This is a genomic window from Myxococcus sp. AM010, from assembly GCF_013372585.1.
Classification (GTDB): domain Bacteria; phylum Myxococcota; class Myxococcia; order Myxococcales; family Myxococcaceae; genus Myxococcus; species Myxococcus vastator.
The window spans coordinates 1-17,942 of sequence record NZ_JABXEO010000100.1 but is presented as its reverse complement, the minus strand read 5'-3'; the positions used below and the strand labels follow the sequence as shown (position 1 = coordinate 17,942).

The following is a 17,942-nucleotide window of genomic DNA, read 5'->3' as shown; positions in this document are numbered from 1 at the left end:
GAAGCGTCATTCAACGCAAAGAGTCAAGGCAGATGTGGGGTGAAGCGCACCCGCCTTGGCTCTGGCGTTCACGGGGCTACAGCTCCACCTGCGCGCCCAGCTCCACCACCCGGTTGGGCGGGATGCGGAAGTACGAGGTGGCGCTGCGCGCGTTGCGGCTCATCCAGGCGAACAGCGCCTCGCGCCACACGGCCATGCCCGGGCGCCTGGTGGGAATCAGCGTCTCCCGTCCCAGGAAGAAGCTGGTGCCCATCAGCTGGAACTGGAGCCCCTTCTCACGGCAGCGCTTCAGCACGTCGGGGATGCCCGGGTTCTCCATGAAGCCGTAGCGCGCCACCACGCGCACGAAGCCCTGCTCCAGCGGCTCCACCTCCACGCGCTCGCCAGGCGGCACGTGCGGCAGCTCCTCGGAGAGGATGGTCAGCAGCACCACCTGCTCGTGCAGCACCTTGTTGTGCTTGAGGTTGTGCAGCAGCGCGGGCGGGGTGCCTTCCGCGTTGCCCGTCATGAAGATGGCCGTGCCTGGCACCCGCACCGGCGGATGGTCACCGAAGCTGCCCAGCAGCTCCTTCAAGGGGATGCTGGACGCGCGCAGCTTGGCCGCCAGGATGTCGCGCCCCCGCTTCCACGTCGTCATCAGCGTGAACACGACGACGGCCATCAGCAGCGGGAACCAGCCGCCGTCCGCCACCTTCACCGCGTTGGCGCCGAAGAAGGCCAGCTCCACCACCAGGAACAGGCCCACCACGGGGATGGCCACCCACCGCCGCACGTCCCACAGCTCCCGGGCCACCACGTAGGCCATCAGGGTGGTGATGACCATGGCCGTGGACACCGCGATGCCGTAGGCCGACGCCAGCGCGCTGGAGGAGCGGAAGCCCAGCACCAGCGCCACCACGCCCACCAGCAGCGCCCAGTTCAAGCCGGGCAGGTAGATTTGCCCCATCTCCTCCGCCGAGGTGTGCACTACCTCCATGCGCGGGCTGTAGCCCAGCTGCATCGCCTGGCGCGTCAGGGAGAACACCCCGGCGATGAGCGCCTGTGAGGCGATGACGCCCGCCACCGTGGACAGCGCCACCAGCGGATACAGCATCCAGGACGGCGCCAGCAGGAAGAAGGGGTTGCGCGCGGCGCCCGGGTCGCGCAGCACCAGCGCGCCCTGCCCCAGGTAGTTGAGCATCAGCGCCGGAAGCACCATGGAGAACCACGCCAACTGGATGGGCTTGCGGCCGAAGTGGCCCATGTCCGCGTAGAGCGCCTCGCAGCCCGTCACCACCAGGAACACGCCGCCCAGCACCAGGAAGCCATGCAGGTGGTTGTGACGAAACAGCTCCACCGCGTGCCAGGGCGACAGCGCGCCCAGCACCGCCGGGTTGTGCACCAGCTCCTTCACGCCGAGCGCGGCCAGCGTGAGGAACCAGACGCACATGACGGGCCCGAACACGGCGCCGATGTCCGCGGTGCCGTGCCGCTGCACCAGGAAGAGCGCCACCAGGATGACCAGCGCGATGGGGATGACGTAGGGGTCGAAGACGTCCGTGGCCACATGCAGGCCTTCCACCGCGCTGAGCACGGTGATGGCCGGGGTGATGATGCCGTCTCCATAGAGGAGCGCCGCGCCGAAGATGCCCAGCGTAATCAACACCGGACGCGACCGGTGGGGCGGCTGCGCGCGCTGCCGCTGCATCACCAGCGCCATCATCGCCAGGATGCCGCCTTCGCCCCGGTTGTCCGCCTTCATCACCAGCAGCAGGTACTTCACCGACACGGTGATGATGAGCGACCAGAAGATGAGCGACAGCACCCCCAGCACGTTCGCGGGCGTCGGCGGAATCCCGTGCGCCCCCGTGAAGCACTCGCGCAACGCGTACAGCGGGCTCGTGCCGATATCGCCGTAGACGATGCCCAGGGCCCCGAGGGCCAGCAACGCCGAGCGCTTGAAGGTGTCCGGGCCCTTCTTGACGTCTTCGCCGCCCGGCACTCCGGTGGTGGTCGCTTTCACGACGCCGCGCTTTAGCTGAACCCGGGCCCAGAGCAACCGCGACCGTGTCGCGCCCGGCATATTCCCGTGTGCGCATGCCGCATCCCCGCCTCGGCTTCACGGGGCCCCAGGGCGGGGAGTGCGTCCGGAACGGACACTCCCAGGCCGCAGATGTTCGACACCCGCGACGGCACGGCCGCCCTGCCCGGACGGACGCTCCTCGCCCCGCTTCAGCCATGTTCCCATGCAACACGACGGGGGGGAGACGCGATGACGATGGTGGCGGCACAGGGTCAGGCAGAGGCCCGGCGGTCCGGAGCACGAGGTCCAGCGGTGCTGGAAGCCATCTTCCAGGTCTCCCCCCTGGCCATGCACCTGCTGGACCTGGACGGCACGGTGCGGCTGTGGAACCCCGCCGCCGAGCGGCTCTTCGGCTGGAGCCGGGAGGACGTGCTCGGCCACCGCGCGCCTTGGGCCACCGACGCCCGCTGGGAGCTGTTCCGCCGCCATCTGGAGCAGGCCTCGCAAGGCCTGGAGCCGCCCTGTCTGGAGTTGGAGCTCCACCGGCGCGATGGCGCGCCTCTCCACGTCGAGCTGTGGGCGGCCTCCCTGCCAGCGTCCACCGGGTCCGCCCAGTGCATGGGCACGCTGGTGGATGTCACCGAGCGACGCCGGGGTGAGGCCCACCGCCGGCTCCTGTCGGAGGCCAGTGAAGTCCTGGGCGCCAGCCTGGAGCAGGACGCGACGCTGGAGCACCTGGTGCGGCTCGCCGTGCCTGGCTGCGCGGACTCCTGTCGCGTGTTCCTCGAGGACGCCCTGGGCGAGGTGCGGTGCGTGGCGTCCGCGGGCCTGGGCGCACGGGAGCCTCTCGGCGCGGACGCGCCCTGCGTCCCGGACGAAGCAGCGGTGTCGCGAATCATCGCGTCCGGAGGGCCGGCGCTCCACGCGGAGCCGCCATCCTGGCTGGGCGTTCCGCTGGCGTGGCCAGGGCGCAAGGGCGCCGCGCTGGTTCTCACCCGCGCCGGCCGGGCCTTTGACGCGCGGGACGTGGCCCTGGCGCGGGAGCTGGCGCGCCGGGCGTCACCCGCCCTGGAGCACGCGAGCCAGTACCACGCGGCGCGACAGGCCATCCGCCTGCGCGAGGAGTTCCTCGCCATCGCCAGCCATGAGCTGAAGTCCCCCATCAGCGCGCTCCAGCTCCAGGTGCAGCACCTGCGCACCGTGCTGGAGCGCTCACCGGACGCCGTCCCTCGGGAGCGGCTGCACCGGGGCCTGGACTGGGTGGGCCGGCAGGCGAAACGGCAGGTGAAGCTCATCGACGCGCTGCTGGACGTGTCGCGCATCCACGCCGGACGGCTGGAGCTGAACCCGGAGCCCGTGGACCTGGGCGCCCTGGTCCGCGAGGTGGCGGAGCGCTTCGAGCCAGAGCTGGCGGGCGAGGGGACACACCTGACGTTGACGCTGCCGCGGGAGGCCCACGGCCACTGGGACCGGCTGCGCCTGGACCAGGTCCTCACCAACCTGGTGTCCAACGCGATGAAGTATGGGCGGGGCGGCCCCGTCCAGGTGGCGCTGTCCAGCACCGAAGCCCACGTGCGGCTGGACGTGCGCGACGCGGGCATCGGCATCGCGCCGGAGCACCTGCCCCGCCTCTTCCACCGCTTCGAGCGCGCCGTGTCCGGCCGGGACTACCACGGCGTGGGCCTGGGGCTGTGGATTGTCCGTGAGGTGGTGGAGGCCATGGGCGGCCACGTCACCGTGCGCAGCGAGCTGGGCGTGGGCTCCACCTTCACCGTGGTGCTGCCGCGGACGCGCGGGTGAGGACGCTTGAAGGCCCACCCGCGCGGGCGCGCCCCTCACAGCGCGAGGAACAGGATGGCGGCCTTCTCCTCGGGGCTCGCCGCGAGGAACTCGTCCGGCAGCCAGATTTCCGAGCCGGGCGTCATGGCCCGGTCGCAGCTGCGCCGGCCCGTGTAGAAGCGGTTCGTGTTCTCCGCCTTCAGCCGGTAGGTGCAGTCGCGGACATAGATGGTGAGCTCGCTGGGGCTCAGCTTCAGGTTGACGGGGCGTCCGCCAAAGCCGCCCTTGGCCACGATGGCGTCCCCCTCCTTCGTCACCGTCAGGTTCACCGGCGCGCCTCCGACGGCGCCCTCCACCGACCCGTCCTTCAGCGTCAGGGCGAAGTTGCCCTTCAGCCCGCGGCCCTTCAGCATCCCGGGCGAGCGAGCCACCTGGAAGTCCGCCCCCGTCACTGCCTCGGGCGTCATCTCCAGGTTGAATGACTGGAAGGCAATCTTCAGGTTGATGGCGTCCTGCTTCGGCTCGGCCATCGCCACACCCGCCCCCAGCACCACTCCCAACACCAGCACGCTCCGGCGGAGCGGAATCAGCATGCGCTTCATGTGGAGACCTCCTCGTACGGTTTCATCCCCGGCTGAATAACGACAGTGTGGCCACCGGATACCGGCCCGTCATTCACCCTGGGGTAACCCCCGGGAATTGCTCCCGGCCCGGCGGGCATCCACCGTCCACGCCGTGGGCGCACGCTGTGAACGGCGTTGACACCCAGCCCGCCTCCGCGCGCGCAACCCCTCGGAAACAAGCCCGGCCTCCGGTGGCAGGCTCCTTGCGATGGCGCCCTTCCAAAAGGAGCGGGCCATGGCGGAGACAGGGAGCGCGCGGTGGGGAACGGCGAGGCTGGACGGAGGCAAGGTGCTGCGCTGGAGCCTCCTGCACGTGGGCGCGCTGGTGGGGGGCGCCTGTTTCTTCTCGTGGAGCGCGGTGGCGGTGTTCGCCGGGCTGACCGCGGTGACGATGTGCCTGGGTGTGTCGGTGGGCCTGCACCGGGGGCTCATCCACCGGGCCTTTCGTGCCTCGGCGCCCGTGGAGCGCGCGCTGGCGCTGCTCGGCACCCTGGCCGGTTTGGGCGGCCCCATCGCGATGAGCCGCATGCATGACCTGCGCGACTTCCACCAGAACCAGCCGGAAGCGGACTGCCCGCCCTACTTCGGCTACCGCGAGGGCTTCACGCGCGCCATGGCCTACGCCCTCTTCCACACCTGGCGCCCGCGCGACGGCGCCCCGGACGTGCCAGCGGCGCCGCGGGTGACGCAGGACGCGTTCTTCCGCGGACTGGAGCGCGCGGGCCCGTGGCTCCAGGTGCCGCTCGCCCTGGCCCTGTACGCGCTGGGCGGGGCGCCCTGGGTGGCCTGGGGCATCCTGGTGCGGCTGGCGCTCACCCAGGACGGTTTCTGGTGCGTCCATTACGTGAGCCACGTGGAGGGCGAGCAGCCCTACGAGCTGCCGGGCTGCGCCGAACAGGGGCGCAACGCCGGCTGGCTGGCGCTGCTGAGCATGGGTGAGTCGTGGCACAACACCCACCACGTCTACCCGGCCTCGGCGCAGATGGGGCTCGGGTGGCGGCAGCCGGACCCGGGTTGGTGGGCCGTGCGCGGGCTGGCCGCGCTGCGACTGGTGCACGACGTGAAGTCGCTGGCCCACCTTCCGCCGCGCCTGGGTGCACGCCTGCGCCGCCCGGAGCCTCGTCGGACGACCCGGCGGCGTCCGTGCGCGCTCGCCCTGCTCCGGGCCTGACGCCTCCAGGTGGGCTGTGCTTCACTCCTCGACGTTGCGCAGGAAGTCCGCCACATGGGCGAAGCGCTGTTCGAGGAAGCGGCGCAGGCCCCCGGTGATGCCCCGCGCGTCCATGGCCCGCTGCATGGAGCGCATCCACGCATCCCGCATGGCGACGCCCACGGGCAGGTGGCCATGCCGCATGCGCAGTCGGGGGTGGCCATGACGCTCCGTGTAGTCCTGCGGTCCGCCCAGCCATCCCGCGAGGAACAGGCCGAAGCGCTCGCGCGTGCCGCGGTTCACCCGGCCCTCGGCGTCCAGCTCGTGCAGGCGCGCCAGCTCGGGCTCGTGGGCGTCCATGGCGTCGTAGAAGGCCTCGGCCAGGGCCATGGCCGCTTCAGTGCCGCCCAGCCGGTGGTACGGCAGGTCGTCCTGGCTTGGCACCCAGTCGTCTTCGGAGGGCATGTTCAATGGTACGGACATGCTCTCCTTCTACCGCTGGCGACGTCCGGGTTCATGGAGACTCGTCATTCCCCTCGAAACGCCTGGCTGACGTCCGGCGGACAGAGAGGCAGGCGGTCCAGGGTCCGCCTGCCGTGGAAGATTTGACCTGGGTGAGAGGCGGTTGCTAGAGCCACGGCCACCCGTGCCCATCTCCCCCCGCGTCGCGCCCTCTCCCCCCGTGGTCTGGGTGCTCGACGACAGTCCAGTAGAGACCCAGGCCATCTGCCGGGCGCTAGAGCCCTACTGCAGGGTCACCGGGTTCTTGGACGGGGCCTCACTGCTGGAGGCCCTGACGCAAGGGCCCGTGCCCGAGGTGCTCGTGCTGGACTGGCACCTGCCCGGCATGTCGGGCCTGGAGGTCTGCCGCTTCGTCCGGAGCAATCCCGCCTCCGAGCACGTCCCCGTCCTGCTGATTACCGGGAACACGCGCGCGGAGGACGTGGTGGAAGGCCTCTCCGTGGGGGCCAACGACTACGTCTTCAAGCCCTTCCGCCCGATGGAGTTCGCCGCGCGCGTCCAGGCCCTGGCGCAGTGGGAGCGCAGCCGGCGCAAGACGTTGGAGGACGAACGGGCGCGACGCCGGAGGCTGGAAGGCACCCTGACGGAGGTCCAGGCCGCCGAGGAGCGCGCCTGGCGCAGCGAGCTGCGCTTCCGGCTGGCGGCGCGCGCCACGCGGGACGCGGTGTGGGAGTGGGACCCGCGCACGGGCCTCATGGACTGGACGAGCGGCCTGCACGAGGTCTTCGGCTACGCCCCCGGCACCATCCAGGACGAGCGTCGCTGGTGGGAGGAGCGGCTTCACCCGGACGACCGCGCGCGCGTCGTCGCCAGCCTCCAGGCCACGCTGGAAGGCCCCGAGCACGAGTGGCAGGGCACCTACCGCTTCCAGCGCGGAGACGGCTCCTGGGCCTACGTGGCGGACCGCTGCCACATCATCCGCGACGCGCAGGACAAGGCCACGCAGGTGGTGGGCGCCATGCAGGACGTCACCGAGCGCCAGGAGGCCGAGGCCGGCCGGGCCCGGCTGCTGGAGCTGGAGCGCGGCGCCCGGGAGGAATCAGACCAGCAGCGCGCCATGCTGGCCACGCTCTTCGAACAGGTGCCCGCGCTGCTCGGCGTGCTGAGCGTGCCCGACCAGCGCTGCGTGGTGGCCAACGCGCGGCTGCGACAGCGCGTTGGCCAGCGTCCGCTGGTGGGCCGCACGCTCCGCGAGGCCCTGCCGGAGCTGGAGGGCCAGAACGTCCTCGAGGTGCTGGACACCGTCTTCGCCACCGGCGAGCCCTTCAGCGCGCGGGAGCTGCCCATACGCATCGCCCAGGTGCCCGGGGGCCCCCCGCCAGAGGGCTACTTCGACTTCATGTACCAGCCGATGCGGGACGCCAGCGGCCGGCTGGCGGCCGTCATCCTGTTCGCGGCGGAAGTCACGGACTCCGTATTGGCGCGGCGCAAGGAGTCGGAGCTGGCGCAGCAGATGAAGGCCCGCGCGGACTTCGAGCGGCAGCTCATCGGCATCGTCAGCCACGACCTCCGCAACCCGCTGGGGGCCATCACCCTGGCGGTGTCCATGATGCTCCAGCGCGGGCCGCTGGATGAGCGGCAGGAGCGGCAGGCGCAGCGCATCCGGAGCTCGGCGGACCGCGCGACGCGGATGATTCGCGACCTGCTGGACTTCACCCGCGCGCGCCAGGGCACGGGGCTGCCGGTGTACCCCCAGCCCATGGACCTGCACGAAGTCGTGCGCGCGGTGCTGGACGAGGTGCACGCCGGTTGGCCCGACCGCCGACTGGAGACGGAGCGCACCGGGAACGGCCTGGGCACGTGGGACCCGGACCGGCTTGCGCAGCTCATTGGCAACCTGGTGGGCAACGCCTTGCAGTACAGCCCGCCCGGCACGCCCGTGCGAGTGAAGTCCCGAGGCGATGACGACGGCGTCGTGCTGGAGGTCCACAACCTGGGCCCGGCGATTCCGCTGGAGCGGCAGTCGCGCATCTTCGAACCGCTGGAGCGCGCCACGGTGCGTCCAGAGGACCAGGGCCGGCGCAGCATCGGCCTGGGGCTCTACATCGTGCGCAGCATCGTCCTAGCCCACGGCGGCACGGTGGAGGCGCGCTCCCAGGAGGAGGCGGGCACCACCTTCACCGTGCGGCTGCCGCGGCATGCGCCCACCGCGCTGCCCGTGCGCCCGGACGGCGGCGAGGCCACGGGGTAGCTCAGGGCGCCCAGCGCTTGGGACGGCGCTTGAGCGTCGTCAGGCCCAGCCGGTCGCAGAACGCTTCATACGCGGCGGCCGGCACGCCCTTCCACGCCAGGTCCTCCAGCGACGACGTGCCCGGCAGCGGCGCATCCGTCACCAGCGTGGCCAGTTGGCGGTAGAGCAGCGCGGCGGCACGGTGCTCGCGCAGCGTCGCGGCCAGCTTCTCCGCGCCCCGGGGACGCACCTTCCACTCGGACGCCTCCGCGGGGATGTCCTCCAGGTGGCCATGCGCGCTCAGCAGCGCCGACGCGCCCTTCTCCCCGAAGCCCGGCAGTCCGGGGATGCCATCCGCCGCGTCGCCCATCAGCGCCAGCAGGTCCGGCACGCTCGCGGGCGGCACACCCAGCTTCGCGCGCACCGCGTCCTCGTCGAGCACCTTCTCCTGCCGCCGGTCCACCTGCACCACGCGGCTGCCGCGCACGCACTGGCCCAAATCCTTGTCGGGCGTGAGCAGCCGCACCTGCTCCACCGCGTCCGCCCACCGCGCCGCGGCGGTGGCCAGCGCGTCATCCGCCTCCTGCTCCTTCATGGACCACGCGGTGACGCCCAGCGAGCGCACGGCCTCCTCCGCCAGGTCGAACTGCGCGTGCAGCTCCGGAGGGACGCCCTCGTCGCTCTTGTAGCCGTCGAACAGCGCGTTGCGGAACGAGCGGATGGGGTTGTCGAACGCCACCGCCACGTGCGTCACCGCTTCGTCCGCGTCGTGCAACAGCGCGAGCAGCGAGGACATCAGCCCCACCGTGGCCTTCACGTCCTGTCCACCCGGCGCGGCATGCCCTGGACGGGGCGAGAAGTGGGCGCGGTAGAGCTCGTAGGTGCCGTCGACCAGGTGCAGGCGCATGTCACCCTCTCTACCCCCGGTGGCGCACGCCGGCCAGCGCCCAGGTGCGCCCGTGAGGGGAAGTCCCCACGCTGGAGGTGAGGCGCCTGTATGGCTGCCCGCCCGCTCTTCGACCAACCCTGCCACGGTTGGATTGCCGGCCTGTCTCCGAGGCCCCACCTCTACGTCTGGGCGCGCCATGACGCGTGTCCACGTCCTCGAGCGGCAGGAGGTGAAACCATGCGCCTGAAGCTGGCGGCGGTGCTGCTGGGCCTGACGATGGCGGGATGCGCCGGGCGGCAGGTGCTCCCCGCGCCGAATGAGCACCGCGTGCAGGCCGAGGCCTCGCTGCGCGCGGCGGAAGGCGCTGGCGCCGCCCGGGTCCCCGAAGCGGCCCTCCACCTGGAGTTCGCCCGGCAGCAGATTGCCGACGCGGAGCGGCTGTGGGTGGAAGGCGAACAGGAAGCCGCGGAGCTGCGCTTCAGGCAGGCCGAGGCGGACGCGGAGCTGGCGCACGCGCTGGCCCGGGCCGTCCCGCTGGAGCGCGAGTCGCGACGCACGGCCGCCCAGGCGGAGTCGCTGCGCCGCGGCCAACCGTGAGCCGACAACCTCGACAGGAGAGAGCGACATGCTGAAGCGTGGATGGAAGGCCCTCGCCGGCGTCACTGCGCTGGCCGCCGTGGGGTGCGCACACACGCCGCCGCCACAGGAGCTCCTCAACGCGCGCGCGGCGTACCAGGAGGTCTCCACCAGCCCCCAGGGCCGTGAGCGTCCCCGCGACGTCGCGGCGGCGCGGGATGCGCTGCTGGAAGCCGAGCGGGAGTACGACCGCAGCCAGGACTCCCCTCGCACCCGCTCGCTGTCCTACGTGGCGCTGCGCAAGTCCGAGACGGCGGGGGCGCGCGGCACCGCGGACCTGGCGGCGCGGAGGCAGGCCCAGGCCCAGGCCACGCTCCAGCAAGCCCAGGCGCGGCAATGGCAGCGCTCCCAGGCGGAGCTGGAGGCGGCCCGTCAGCAGCTCGCCCAGGCCGAGCGTGAGCGGCTGCAAGCCCTCCAGGAGCAGCAGCAGTCCCGACAGCACGCCGTGACGCGGCGGCAGGAAGCCGAGCGCATGCGGCTGGATGCGCAGCGGCGCCAGCACGAGGCGGAGCAACTGCGGCGGTTGGCCCAGCAGCAGGAGGCGGAGTCGCGGCGGCTGGCGGAGGAGACCTCGCGGCTCCAGGAAGAAGAGCAGCGCCGGGCGCGGGCTGAAACGGAATCCCAGCGCCTGGCCCAGGAGAACCACGAACTGCTCCAGCGCTCGGCGGAGCTGGAAGCGGAGCAGGAGGCACGGCGCCAGGTGGAGCGGGAGCTGGAACGCGAGCGACAGGCACGGCTTGACGCGGAACAGCGCGCCACGGAGGCCCTGACGCAGCTGGAGTCGACGGCGCGCGACGTGAAGGTCCGCGAGGAGGCCCGAGGCCTGGTGCTGACGCTGTCGGGGCAGGTGCTGTTCGCGTCGAACGCGGTGGACCTGCTCCCAGCGGCGCGTGAGCAACTGACGGAGGTGGCCAACGCGCTCAAGGCGTCTGACAGCCCCATGGTGATTGAAGGCCACACGGACTCGACGGGCTCGGACGCGATGAACGAAGCCCTGTCCTACCGGCGCGCGGAGCGCGTGCGTGAGTTCCTCATCAGCCAGGGCGTGAGCCGTGACCGCGTGGAGGTGCGCGGCCTGGGCGAGTACCGGCCCGTCGCCAACAACTCCACCCCCGAGGGCCGGGCCAACAACCGGCGCGTGGAAATCATCCTCCCGCACGGAGGAGAGGAGGCCATCGGCGGCAGCGGCGCGCAGTCCCCGACGACGCCTCGGCGCTGAAAGCCAACGGACGCCGGGGTTGAGAATGCCCGCCATGGGCACAGACGCAGTCCCCAGCCTGCTGAGCACCGAACGCCTGCATCTGGCGCAGCTTCCGCCGGATGCGGCGTGGCGGGTGCTCGCGTACCACGAGGCGAACCGGGAGCACGTCTCCACCGTGTCGCCGGCGCGGCCGGCCAACTTCTTCTCGGTGACGTACTGGCGCACGCGGCTGGCGCAGGACCGCGAGGACTTCCGGCGCGACCTGTCGCTGCGCGTGTTCCTGCTGCCACGAAGCCAGCCCTTCCAGCTGGCGCCCATCATCGGCAACGTGTCGCTCACGAACATCCGCCGAGGCCCGTTGCAGTCCGCGGACCTGGGCTACGGCCTGGACCACCACTACGAAGGCCAGGGCCTGATGACGGAGGCCCTGCGCGCGCTGTGTGACTACGCCTTCAACGTCATGGGCCTGCACCGCCTCCAAGCCAACCACCTGCCGGAGAACCTGCGCAGCGCCGCGGTGCTGAAGCGCCTGGGCTTCCAGGTGGAGGGCATCGCGCGGGAGCTCCTGCTCATCGACGGCCAGTGGCGAGACCACGTCCTCAACGCGCTGATTGCCCCTGGCCGGCGGGGATGACCCGAGGGCTACTCGCCGCGCTTCGTCATGTCGAAGAGCGCCCGGGCCTGGGGGCCCAGGAAGCCATCGAAGTCCGGCGTGCGCTGGGCAATCTCGAAGTAGGCGTACGGCCACGAGCGCACGCCACCGCCCTTGAGCAACACGGGCAGCGGCGCGGCCTGCGTGGCGGTCTGCCGCAGCGCTGTCCCGGGCGCGCCCTCGATGTCGGCCTTCATCGGCACGCCGGCCTCGCGCATGCGCTTCTGCCACGCCTCCACGTCGTCCACCGAGCCGGTGAAGTGGTTCACCTTGCGGCCGAAGGCGAGCAGCCAGGCGCCATACTGGGACGCCTTCTCCAGCTCCAGCAGCGCGGCCTCGTCCGGCGGGGGCGGCGGGCCGAACCACGCGGCCAGTGCGTCCACGTCCTCGGGAGGCGCGGGGTCCTCGGGCAGCCGGGCGAGCAGCTCGCGAGCGCGCGGGGGCAGCTCCTCCTGCTTCAGCTCGGAGATGAAGATGCGGGGCAGCCCCGCCGGATGTGACAGATAGATGGCGGACAGGTGCGCGTCCGGGAAGGTGTACGCGCCCGCGGCCTTCCAGCCGAGCCGGATGAAGGGCTGCGAGAAAAGCGCGATGCCTCCACCGGGCCGGGCCAGCGAGCGGAGCGCGACGTGGTCATTGCGGAAGCGGCCCCCGGAGAGCTGCACGAAGGTGCGCGCGTAGGGCACCTCCGCGGCGTAGCGCTCCCACAGCAGGTCCAGGAGACGGTGGGCGGAGTCGGTGGTCATGGGGCGCGAAGCTTACGCCACCACCCGCCGAAGCCCGCCGTGACCGGCCCAGGCCACCGTCCCTCGGGGAAAAGTGCGGCGGCGCGCGGCTCCGGGTCCTTGGAGGGGACTTCAGCCAGAGACGCGCGCCGCCGAGCAGCGAAGCTGCTGAAGACTCGCCTTGGAGTTTCGAGTCTTCACACCGATGGTATGCATTGACTTCTTCCCCGCCACCCCACCCGCTCACCGGAAGCGAGCGCCGGAATAGGGTGTGCTGACGGAAAATGCCAGGACGCTGCAAACCGCGGCACCAACACCGCGTTGAGCTACCTTGAAGTCCTGCTAATCCAAACTTTGTAGCCGCAACATTCCGCCTGAGATGCGTGAAAAGCGGCTCACATCATTTGAATGAGAGAAATTGAGAACTGAGAGTCAGTGCAGATGCTCGGGAAGCATGGGCAGTCCGTGGAAGAAGCGGCGCCCGCTCTCGAAGCGGCGGTGGAAGCAGAAGCGGTCATCCAGGTAGAGCCGCGCCATCTCCTCCTCGCCATAGGCCGTGAAGAAGGTGGCGCGGGCCTCGTCACAAGCGGCCTCGTACGCCGCGCGCAGGGCCTCCCAGTCCTCGGGGGGAGCCTCCTCGCCGCTGAGCCAGGCGCCCTGCTCGACGCCGTATTCGCGCTCCATCAACTCCAACTCCAGCGCCAGGCGGCACACGCGAGGCTCGTCACCAATCGCCTCGTCCGCCATGGTGGTGAGGATGTGGGCCACCAGGAAGAAGCCCGCGTCGGGAGGCACCACCCCGTCGTCACGCGCGGCTCGGAAGGCCACGAGGAGCTGCGCATCCATCGCGTCGTCGCCCAGCTCCAGCAACTGGGTGGCGAGGCCCCGCCACCGCGCCTCCATGTCCCCCGCTTCCTGGAGGTTCAGTGCCTCTTCTCGCGTCTTCTTCATCGTGTGGCTCCTTCGGGAACTGCTCCCGAGAATCTCATCCGGGTCTGACGTCCAACCACGATTACGAGGACGTCCGGATTTACCGTTGCTTGCATCCGCCGTTGGGCGGATGACGGCGCACTGCGGTGGCCGTCCGCTGATGGACGCGTCGTCGCCCGTCGAGCCATGCTGCGCACCACTGTGTCCATTGACCTGCGGGCCGCGACGGCCTCGGATGACTCCTTCCTCTTCGCGCTGTACGCCAGCACCCGGGAGTCCGAGCTCGCCGCATGGGGCTGGGCGCCCGCGCAGCGCGACGCCTTCCTCCGCATGCAGTGGATGGCGCAGTCTCACGACTGGGCAGCCCGCCATCCCGGCGCCGACCACCTGGTGGTGTGCCTCCAGGGCCAGCCCGTGGGGCGCCTGCTGGTCGCGAAGGACGCTGCGGAGTGGCGGGTGGTGGACATCGCCTTGCTGCCCACGCACCAAGGCAGCGGCGTGGGGACCCGGCTGCTGACCCAGGTGCGGGACGAGGCCGGGAAGGCGGGCCTCCCCCTCCGGCTGCGAGTGCTGCGAACCAGCCCCGCGCGCAGGCTGTACGAGCGCCTGGGCTTCGAGGTGGACACCGAGCCGCCCGAGGAGGAGGCCGCCGCCCCCTACGTCGCCATGACGTGGAACCCCGCGCCACGTCAGGACTGATGCACAGCCGAACCATGCGCCGGAAACACGAACGGCCCGCGAGCTGATTGCCCGCGAGCCGCCGCATCCCCCCAAACATCAGGACCTACAGGAACACGTTCTCCGGCGTCGGCGTGACGGTCCGGAGGTCATATCCGACGGCACCCGCCTCGGACGGCTGAGGCACGGCCAGCGTCCCGCCACCACCCGAGCCGCCATTGCCACCGCACGCGCCGCCACCACCACCCGCGGAGATGGCCTGGCTGGCGCCTGTGGGGTTCGCGGTGGCGCCCGCGGCGCCCGCGTTCACCGCGATGGTGCCCGTCACGGCAGGCGTCGTGGTGGAGAGCAGTTGGATGATGCCACCGGCACCGCCACCGCCACCGCCCTTGCCCGCACCACCCGCGTTGTTGCCCGCGCCTCCGTTGGCCCCCACCGCACGGACTGCACCGCCCACGGTGATGGAGCCCTTGCCCACGAGGACGAGGACGCCGCCCGCGCCACCGCCCGAACCCGGCAAGTTGGCGGCGCTCCCACCGGCCTCGCCATTGGCGTTGATGGCGCCTCCCGGCGGAACACGGAGCGCGCCCTGCGCCAGGATGACCAGGGAGCCACCGCCCTTGCCTCCGGACACATTCGCCTGCTTGGCACCCGCGCCGCCGCCCAGACCACCGGGGCGCAGGAGCTGCGCGGCCTGAAGGGGCAACAACCCACGTCCCCCCTGGGGCTCACCGGCGGCCGCACGCGCCACGCCTGCCTCCGCGGGCCCGGTGCCGTTGTCTTCGGCGCTGGGGTCCACGATGACCATGCCATTGATGGTGACGTCGCCGGTGGCCCGGATGACCGTCCCGCTGGGGACAATCAATGTGCCGCTGATGGTGACGGTCGTGAACTGCAGGTGATGCCGCCCCCCGAGCGACGCGTATCCCGCGGCCGTGGTCAAATCCAACGTGCTCCCGTTGGCAACGGTGAGCGCCCCCCCGGACCCGTCACCGTAGGCGCCCAGCGAGCCCGTGGCCCCCTGAGGCCCCTGCGGGCCCTGAGCTCCAGTCGGTCCCGCGGGCCCCGCTTCCCCCGCTGGTCCTATCGCGCCCGCGGGCCCCTGGGCCCCCTGCGGCCCCTGGGGGCCGTTGCACACGAAGCGCGTGAGCGCGACGGTCTCCTCGCCCACATCCAGCGTGCCATTGCGGTTGGCGTCGACACCGGTCTCCAGTCGCACGCCCCCGGTGGCGCAGTTGCCGGAGGCCGGCTCCACGGTCGTCCGCATCACCGTGCCCAGGCCGACCTCTCCCTGCGGCCCCGTGTCGCCCGCCGGGCCCACCGGACCCTCGGCTCCCGTGGCGCCCTGCGGACCCGCCGGACCGACAGGCCCCACCGCGCCCGCCGGACCAACAGGACCCAGGTCACCTTGAATCCCCTGCTCACCCTGGGGACCGACAGGCCCCGGTACGCCCTGCTCACCCCGAAGGCCCTGCGGCCCCTCGGGGCCCTGCGGGCCCACGGCCCCCACCGGTCCCTGCTCGCCGTTGCACACGTAGCGGGTCAGCGAGGCATCAACCTCCTCATCCTCCAGCTCGCCGTTCCGGTTGACGTCGATACCGGTCTCCACCAAGGCGCCGCCCTGGGAACAGTTCTCACCGGAGGGCTCCGACGCGGTCCGCACCAGCGCCGTCAACCCCTGAGGCCCCGCGGGCCCCCCGGCCGGACCCGCGGGCCCCACAGGACCTTGCGGCCCCTGAGGCCCATCCGCGCCAGGCGCACCCGGCTCACCCTGGGGGCCAGCGGGTCCCTCAGCCCCCGGCGCTCCTTCAGCGCCCGCGGGACCCGCAGGACCTTGCGGCCCCTGCGGTCCCGGCGTGCCTTCCTCACACGCCGACAGCACCAGCAGTGCCGTCAGCGGCAGCGCCTGAAACCACTTCTGATACAGCGGGCGTCGCCAGTTCTCTTGCGTCATCTGCCGGTCTCCTCGTCGTGAAACGTCATGCCGAGGGCCTCTGAGCAAGCCTCACGCCACGCCAAGAAGACCGGGGCGACCCAAGAGGTTCGGCGGCAACCGGGCAGATTCTCTCCTGGAGGAGAACCCGCGAAACATTGCCCTGGCGTCCGGGTCGGACGCACCCGCGTGTCACCGGCACGCGAGCCCCCGCTAGCGTCTGCGCTGGACGCATCCGCGTCTGCACCGGACGCACGAGCGCGCGTGACACAGCGAGACAAGGAGGCACCGCGCCTCACGTTTCACTGCATGCCGCCGTCACACACACATGAAACACGCGCGATTCGAGCGCTGGCCGGACCTTTGCTCTGCGAGGATGCGCATTCTTCTCGAAAGGTGACGCACGTGTCAGAGCCCTTCATCGGTCAGGTCATGATGTTCGCAGGCAACTTCGCTCCGCGGGGCTGGGCTTTCTGCCAGGGGCAGATTCTCCCCATCGCCCAGAACACGGCGCTCTTCTCCATTCTGGGCACCACCTATGGTGGCAATGGGCAGACGACGTTCGCCCTGCCGGACCTGCGTGGCCGCTACCCCATGCAGCCAGGTCAAGGCCCCGGTCTGTCCCCCCGCACGCTGGGCGAACAAGGCGGAACTGAAACCGTAACGCTGATTTCGACGCAGATGCCGGCGCACAATCACAGCATGAATGTGAGCAGCCAGGCCGGCGATACGGAAACGCCCATTGGCACCGTGCTCGCGGCGGACTCCACGGCAACAGTGCTCAACTACCGGGCCGCTCCCATCGACGGGACGATGAACCCCGCCGCCATCGGCGTCGCGGGCGGCAGCCAGCCGCACAACAACATGTCGCCCTTCTTGTGCATCAACTTCATCATCGCGTTGGAAGGCATCTACCCGTCGCGAAACTGACGCACCGTGAGCCTTGAGGGCTGCCGTGCCGCGCCCCGTCCAGGCGTGCGAGGCGCGGCAGCCCCACGCGAACGGTCGCCGCGAAACAAGCCCCCCCGTCCAGGTCCGCACTGCCCCTGAGCGGCGGGGTGGGTAGTCCGCTTCACGCTGGGTGGGCATGTGGGGGGCTGCGATATGGCACGGGGGCGGAGGTGGCGGTGCCCGCGTGGCCGCCCCCTCAACTCATCGCCCGGGAGGTCCTCCTCTTCCGGCAGGAGCGCAGGGCGGCGCGCACAGTCCGCCCTATGGAGCCTGGATGAACCCTGAAAGGGGACGCGATGGCCGCAGGTCCACTCCCGTGGCTGCTGACCCATGGCTCGGCGGCCCTGCTCTTCGCCGCCCTGATCGCCGGAGGCCTGGGTGTGCCCATCCCAGAGGACCTGGTGCTGCTGTCGTTGGGCATCCTCGCGCACCGGGACGTCCTTCCCATGGCCCTGGCGCTCGCGGTCGGGATGGCCGGCGTGCTCTGCGGAGACACGGCCCTCTTCCTCACGGCCCGAAGGTTGGGGCCCGCGCTGTACGAGCATCCACGGCTGAAGAAGCTCCTGCCGCCTGAGCGCCGCGAGCGACTGGGCCAGCTCTACGCGCGCCACGGCGGGCGCTGCGTCTTCGTAGGGCGATTTCTCTCAGTGCTGCGCGGGGCGGTGTTCATCATGGCCGCGGTGCAAGGCATGCGGCTGCGCCACTTCCTGCTCTGGGATGGATTGGCGCTGTGCATCAGCGTCCCGGTCGTGGTGGGGCTGGGGTACGCCTTCTCGCACAGCGTGGACGCGGCGGCGAAGGGAACGGCGCGGGCCGAGCACCTGCTGGTGCTGGCCACCACTGCGGCCCTGCTGACGGTGGGCGGCGTGCGCAGGCTGCGCATGCGGCGCCTGGCGCGGCCCCCGCGGTGACGCGCGAAACCCAAGCGGCCCAAAAACAGAAAACCCCCGGTGTCCACGAGGGACACCGGGGGTTTCTCAAAAAGAATCCGGCAGCGACCTACTCTCCCGCGCGGTTTCCCGCGAAGTACCATCGGCTCTGGAGGGCTTAACTTCCGTGTTCGGGATGGGAACGGGTGGAACCCCTCCGACATAGCCACCG

Annotated in this window: 16 protein-coding genes and 1 rRNA gene; 9 read left to right on the top strand and 8 right to left on the bottom strand. The window is 71.2% G+C overall.

What is annotated here, in order from left to right:
• Positions 1–76 precede the first annotated feature (76 nt).
• Entirely contained in the window at positions 77–2,038 is a 1,962-nt protein-coding gene (locus HV826_RS31590; RefSeq protein WP_176420787.1) for a potassium transporter Kup, read from the bottom strand.
• A gap of 276 nt (positions 2,039–2,314) precedes the next feature.
• Between HV826_RS31590 and HV826_RS31585 the strand changes: the two genes are divergently transcribed.
• Positions 2,315–3,802 carry an ATP-binding protein gene (locus tag HV826_RS31585; RefSeq protein ID WP_176420780.1) on the top strand — a complete coding sequence of 496 codons (1,488 nt, stop codon included), beginning with the start codon at positions 2,315–2,317 and terminating at the stop codon, positions 3,800–3,802.
• 35 nt (positions 3,803–3,837) lie between these two features.
• Here HV826_RS31585 and HV826_RS31580 read toward each other — a convergent pair whose 3' ends face one another.
• Positions 3,838–4,383, bottom strand: a complete 546-nt coding sequence (locus HV826_RS31580; RefSeq protein WP_176420779.1) for a hypothetical protein — start codon at positions 4,381–4,383, stop codon at positions 3,838–3,840.
• A 256-nt stretch (positions 4,384–4,639) separates the two neighbouring features.
• Between HV826_RS31580 and HV826_RS31575 the strand changes: the two genes are divergently transcribed.
• A complete protein-coding gene (locus HV826_RS31575; RefSeq protein ID WP_255208255.1) occupies positions 4,640–5,575 on the top strand; it encodes an acyl-CoA desaturase in 936 nt (311 codons plus the stop codon).
• A 21-nt stretch (positions 5,576–5,596) separates the two neighbouring features.
• On the opposite strand, the gene HV826_RS31570 is transcribed toward HV826_RS31575, so the two are convergent.
• Positions 5,597–6,037: a group II truncated hemoglobin gene (locus tag HV826_RS31570; protein WP_176420777.1), complete on the bottom strand. Its 441-nt coding sequence runs from the start codon at positions 6,035–6,037 to the stop codon at positions 5,597–5,599.
• A gap of 163 nt (positions 6,038–6,200) precedes the next feature.
• Here HV826_RS31570 and HV826_RS31565 point away from each other — a divergent pair, with 163 nt between their 5' ends.
• Positions 6,201–8,267 carry an ATP-binding protein gene (locus HV826_RS31565; RefSeq protein ID WP_368671036.1) on the top strand — a complete coding sequence of 689 codons (2,067 nt, stop codon included), beginning with the start codon at positions 6,201–6,203 and terminating at the stop codon, positions 8,265–8,267.
• A 1-nt stretch (position 8,268) separates the two neighbouring features.
• On the opposite strand, the gene HV826_RS31560 is transcribed toward HV826_RS31565, so the two are convergent.
• Positions 8,269–9,153, bottom strand: coding sequence for a 5'-3' exonuclease H3TH domain-containing protein (locus HV826_RS31560; protein WP_176420775.1), 885 nt, complete (start codon positions 9,151–9,153; stop codon positions 8,269–8,271).
• A gap of 219 nt (positions 9,154–9,372) precedes the next feature.
• On the opposite strand from HV826_RS31560, the gene HV826_RS31555 reads away from it, so the two are divergent.
• From HV826_RS31555 to HV826_RS31545, 3 genes are read left to right on the top strand one after another with little or no spacing between them, the layout of a single operon-like run.
• A complete protein-coding gene (locus tag HV826_RS31555) occupies positions 9,373–9,732 on the top strand; it encodes a DUF4398 domain-containing protein (RefSeq protein WP_176420774.1) in 360 nt (119 codons plus the stop codon).
• A gap of 28 nt (positions 9,733–9,760) precedes the next feature.
• Positions 9,761–10,990: an OmpA family protein gene (locus HV826_RS31550; protein WP_176420773.1), complete on the top strand. Its 1,230-nt coding sequence runs from the start codon at positions 9,761–9,763 to the stop codon at positions 10,988–10,990.
• Between the two features lie 25 nt (positions 10,991–11,015).
• On the top strand, positions 11,016–11,606 hold the full coding sequence (locus HV826_RS31545; protein WP_176420772.1) for a GNAT family N-acetyltransferase: 591 nt from the start codon (positions 11,016–11,018) through the stop codon (positions 11,604–11,606).
• A gap of 8 nt (positions 11,607–11,614) precedes the next feature.
• Here HV826_RS31545 and HV826_RS31540 read toward each other — a convergent pair whose 3' ends face one another.
• Both HV826_RS31540 and HV826_RS31535 read right to left on the bottom strand, forming a co-directional pair.
• The gene (locus HV826_RS31540) at positions 11,615–12,370 is read right to left on the bottom strand and encodes a DUF1338 domain-containing protein (protein WP_176420771.1); all 756 of its coding nucleotides are present in this window, start codon (positions 12,368–12,370) and stop codon (positions 11,615–11,617) included.
• 411 nt (positions 12,371–12,781) lie between these two features.
• Positions 12,782–13,300: a hypothetical protein gene (locus tag HV826_RS31535; RefSeq protein ID WP_176420770.1), complete on the bottom strand. Its 519-nt coding sequence runs from the start codon at positions 13,298–13,300 to the stop codon at positions 12,782–12,784.
• Between the two features lie 165 nt (positions 13,301–13,465).
• Here HV826_RS31535 and HV826_RS31530 point away from each other — a divergent pair, with 165 nt between their 5' ends.
• Positions 13,466–13,978, top strand: a complete 513-nt coding sequence (locus tag HV826_RS31530; RefSeq protein ID WP_176420769.1) for a GNAT family N-acetyltransferase — start codon at positions 13,466–13,468, stop codon at positions 13,976–13,978.
• An 85-nt stretch (positions 13,979–14,063) separates the two neighbouring features.
• Here the strand turns inward: HV826_RS31530 and HV826_RS37900 are convergent, their stop codons facing one another.
• Complete coding sequence (locus tag HV826_RS37900; protein ID WP_368671035.1) at positions 14,064–15,620, bottom strand: collagen-like protein; 1,557 nt, start codon at positions 15,618–15,620, stop codon at positions 14,064–14,066.
• 675 nt (positions 15,621–16,295) lie between these two features.
• Between HV826_RS37900 and HV826_RS31520 the strand changes: the two genes are divergently transcribed.
• Positions 16,296–16,820, top strand: coding sequence for a tail fiber protein (locus HV826_RS31520; protein WP_176420768.1), 525 nt, complete (start codon positions 16,296–16,298; stop codon positions 16,818–16,820).
• Between the two features lie 317 nt (positions 16,821–17,137).
• Positions 17,138–17,752, top strand: coding sequence for a DedA family protein (locus HV826_RS31515; protein ID WP_176420767.1), 615 nt, complete (start codon positions 17,138–17,140; stop codon positions 17,750–17,752).
• 75 nt (positions 17,753–17,827) lie between these two features.
• Here the strand turns inward: HV826_RS31515 and rrf are convergent.
• Positions 17,828–17,942 (bottom strand): 5S ribosomal RNA (rrf, locus tag HV826_RS31510); the annotation flags it as partial.

Coding starts and splice junctions, on each gene's coding strand:
- HV826_RS31570 (WP_176420777.1), bottom strand. CDS start 6,037: ATGTCCGTACCATTGAACATGCCCTCCGAAGACGACTGGGTGCCAAGC.
- HV826_RS31555 (WP_176420774.1), top strand. CDS start 9,373: ATGCGCCTGAAGCTGGCGGCGGTGCTGCTGGGCCTGACGATGGCGGGA.
- HV826_RS31545 (WP_176420772.1), top strand. CDS start 11,016: ATGCCCGCCATGGGCACAGACGCAGTCCCCAGCCTGCTGAGCACCGAA.
- HV826_RS31580 (WP_176420779.1), bottom strand. CDS start 4,383: ATGAAGCGCATGCTGATTCCGCTCCGCCGGAGCGTGCTGGTGTTGGGA.
- HV826_RS31515 (WP_176420767.1), top strand. CDS start 17,138: ATGGCCGCAGGTCCACTCCCGTGGCTGCTGACCCATGGCTCGGCGGCC.
- HV826_RS31550 (WP_176420773.1), top strand. CDS start 9,761: ATGCTGAAGCGTGGATGGAAGGCCCTCGCCGGCGTCACTGCGCTGGCC.
- HV826_RS31540 (WP_176420771.1), bottom strand. CDS start 12,370: ATGACCACCGACTCCGCCCACCGTCTCCTGGACCTGCTGTGGGAGCGC.
- HV826_RS31530 (WP_176420769.1), top strand. CDS start 13,466: ATGCTGCGCACCACTGTGTCCATTGACCTGCGGGCCGCGACGGCCTCG.
- HV826_RS31560 (WP_176420775.1), bottom strand. CDS start 9,153: ATGCGCCTGCACCTGGTCGACGGCACCTACGAGCTCTACCGCGCCCAC.
- HV826_RS31535 (WP_176420770.1), bottom strand. CDS start 13,300: ATGAAGAAGACGCGAGAAGAGGCACTGAACCTCCAGGAAGCGGGGGAC.
- HV826_RS31575 (WP_255208255.1), top strand. CDS start 4,640: ATGGCGGAGACAGGGAGCGCGCGGTGGGGAACGGCGAGGCTGGACGGA.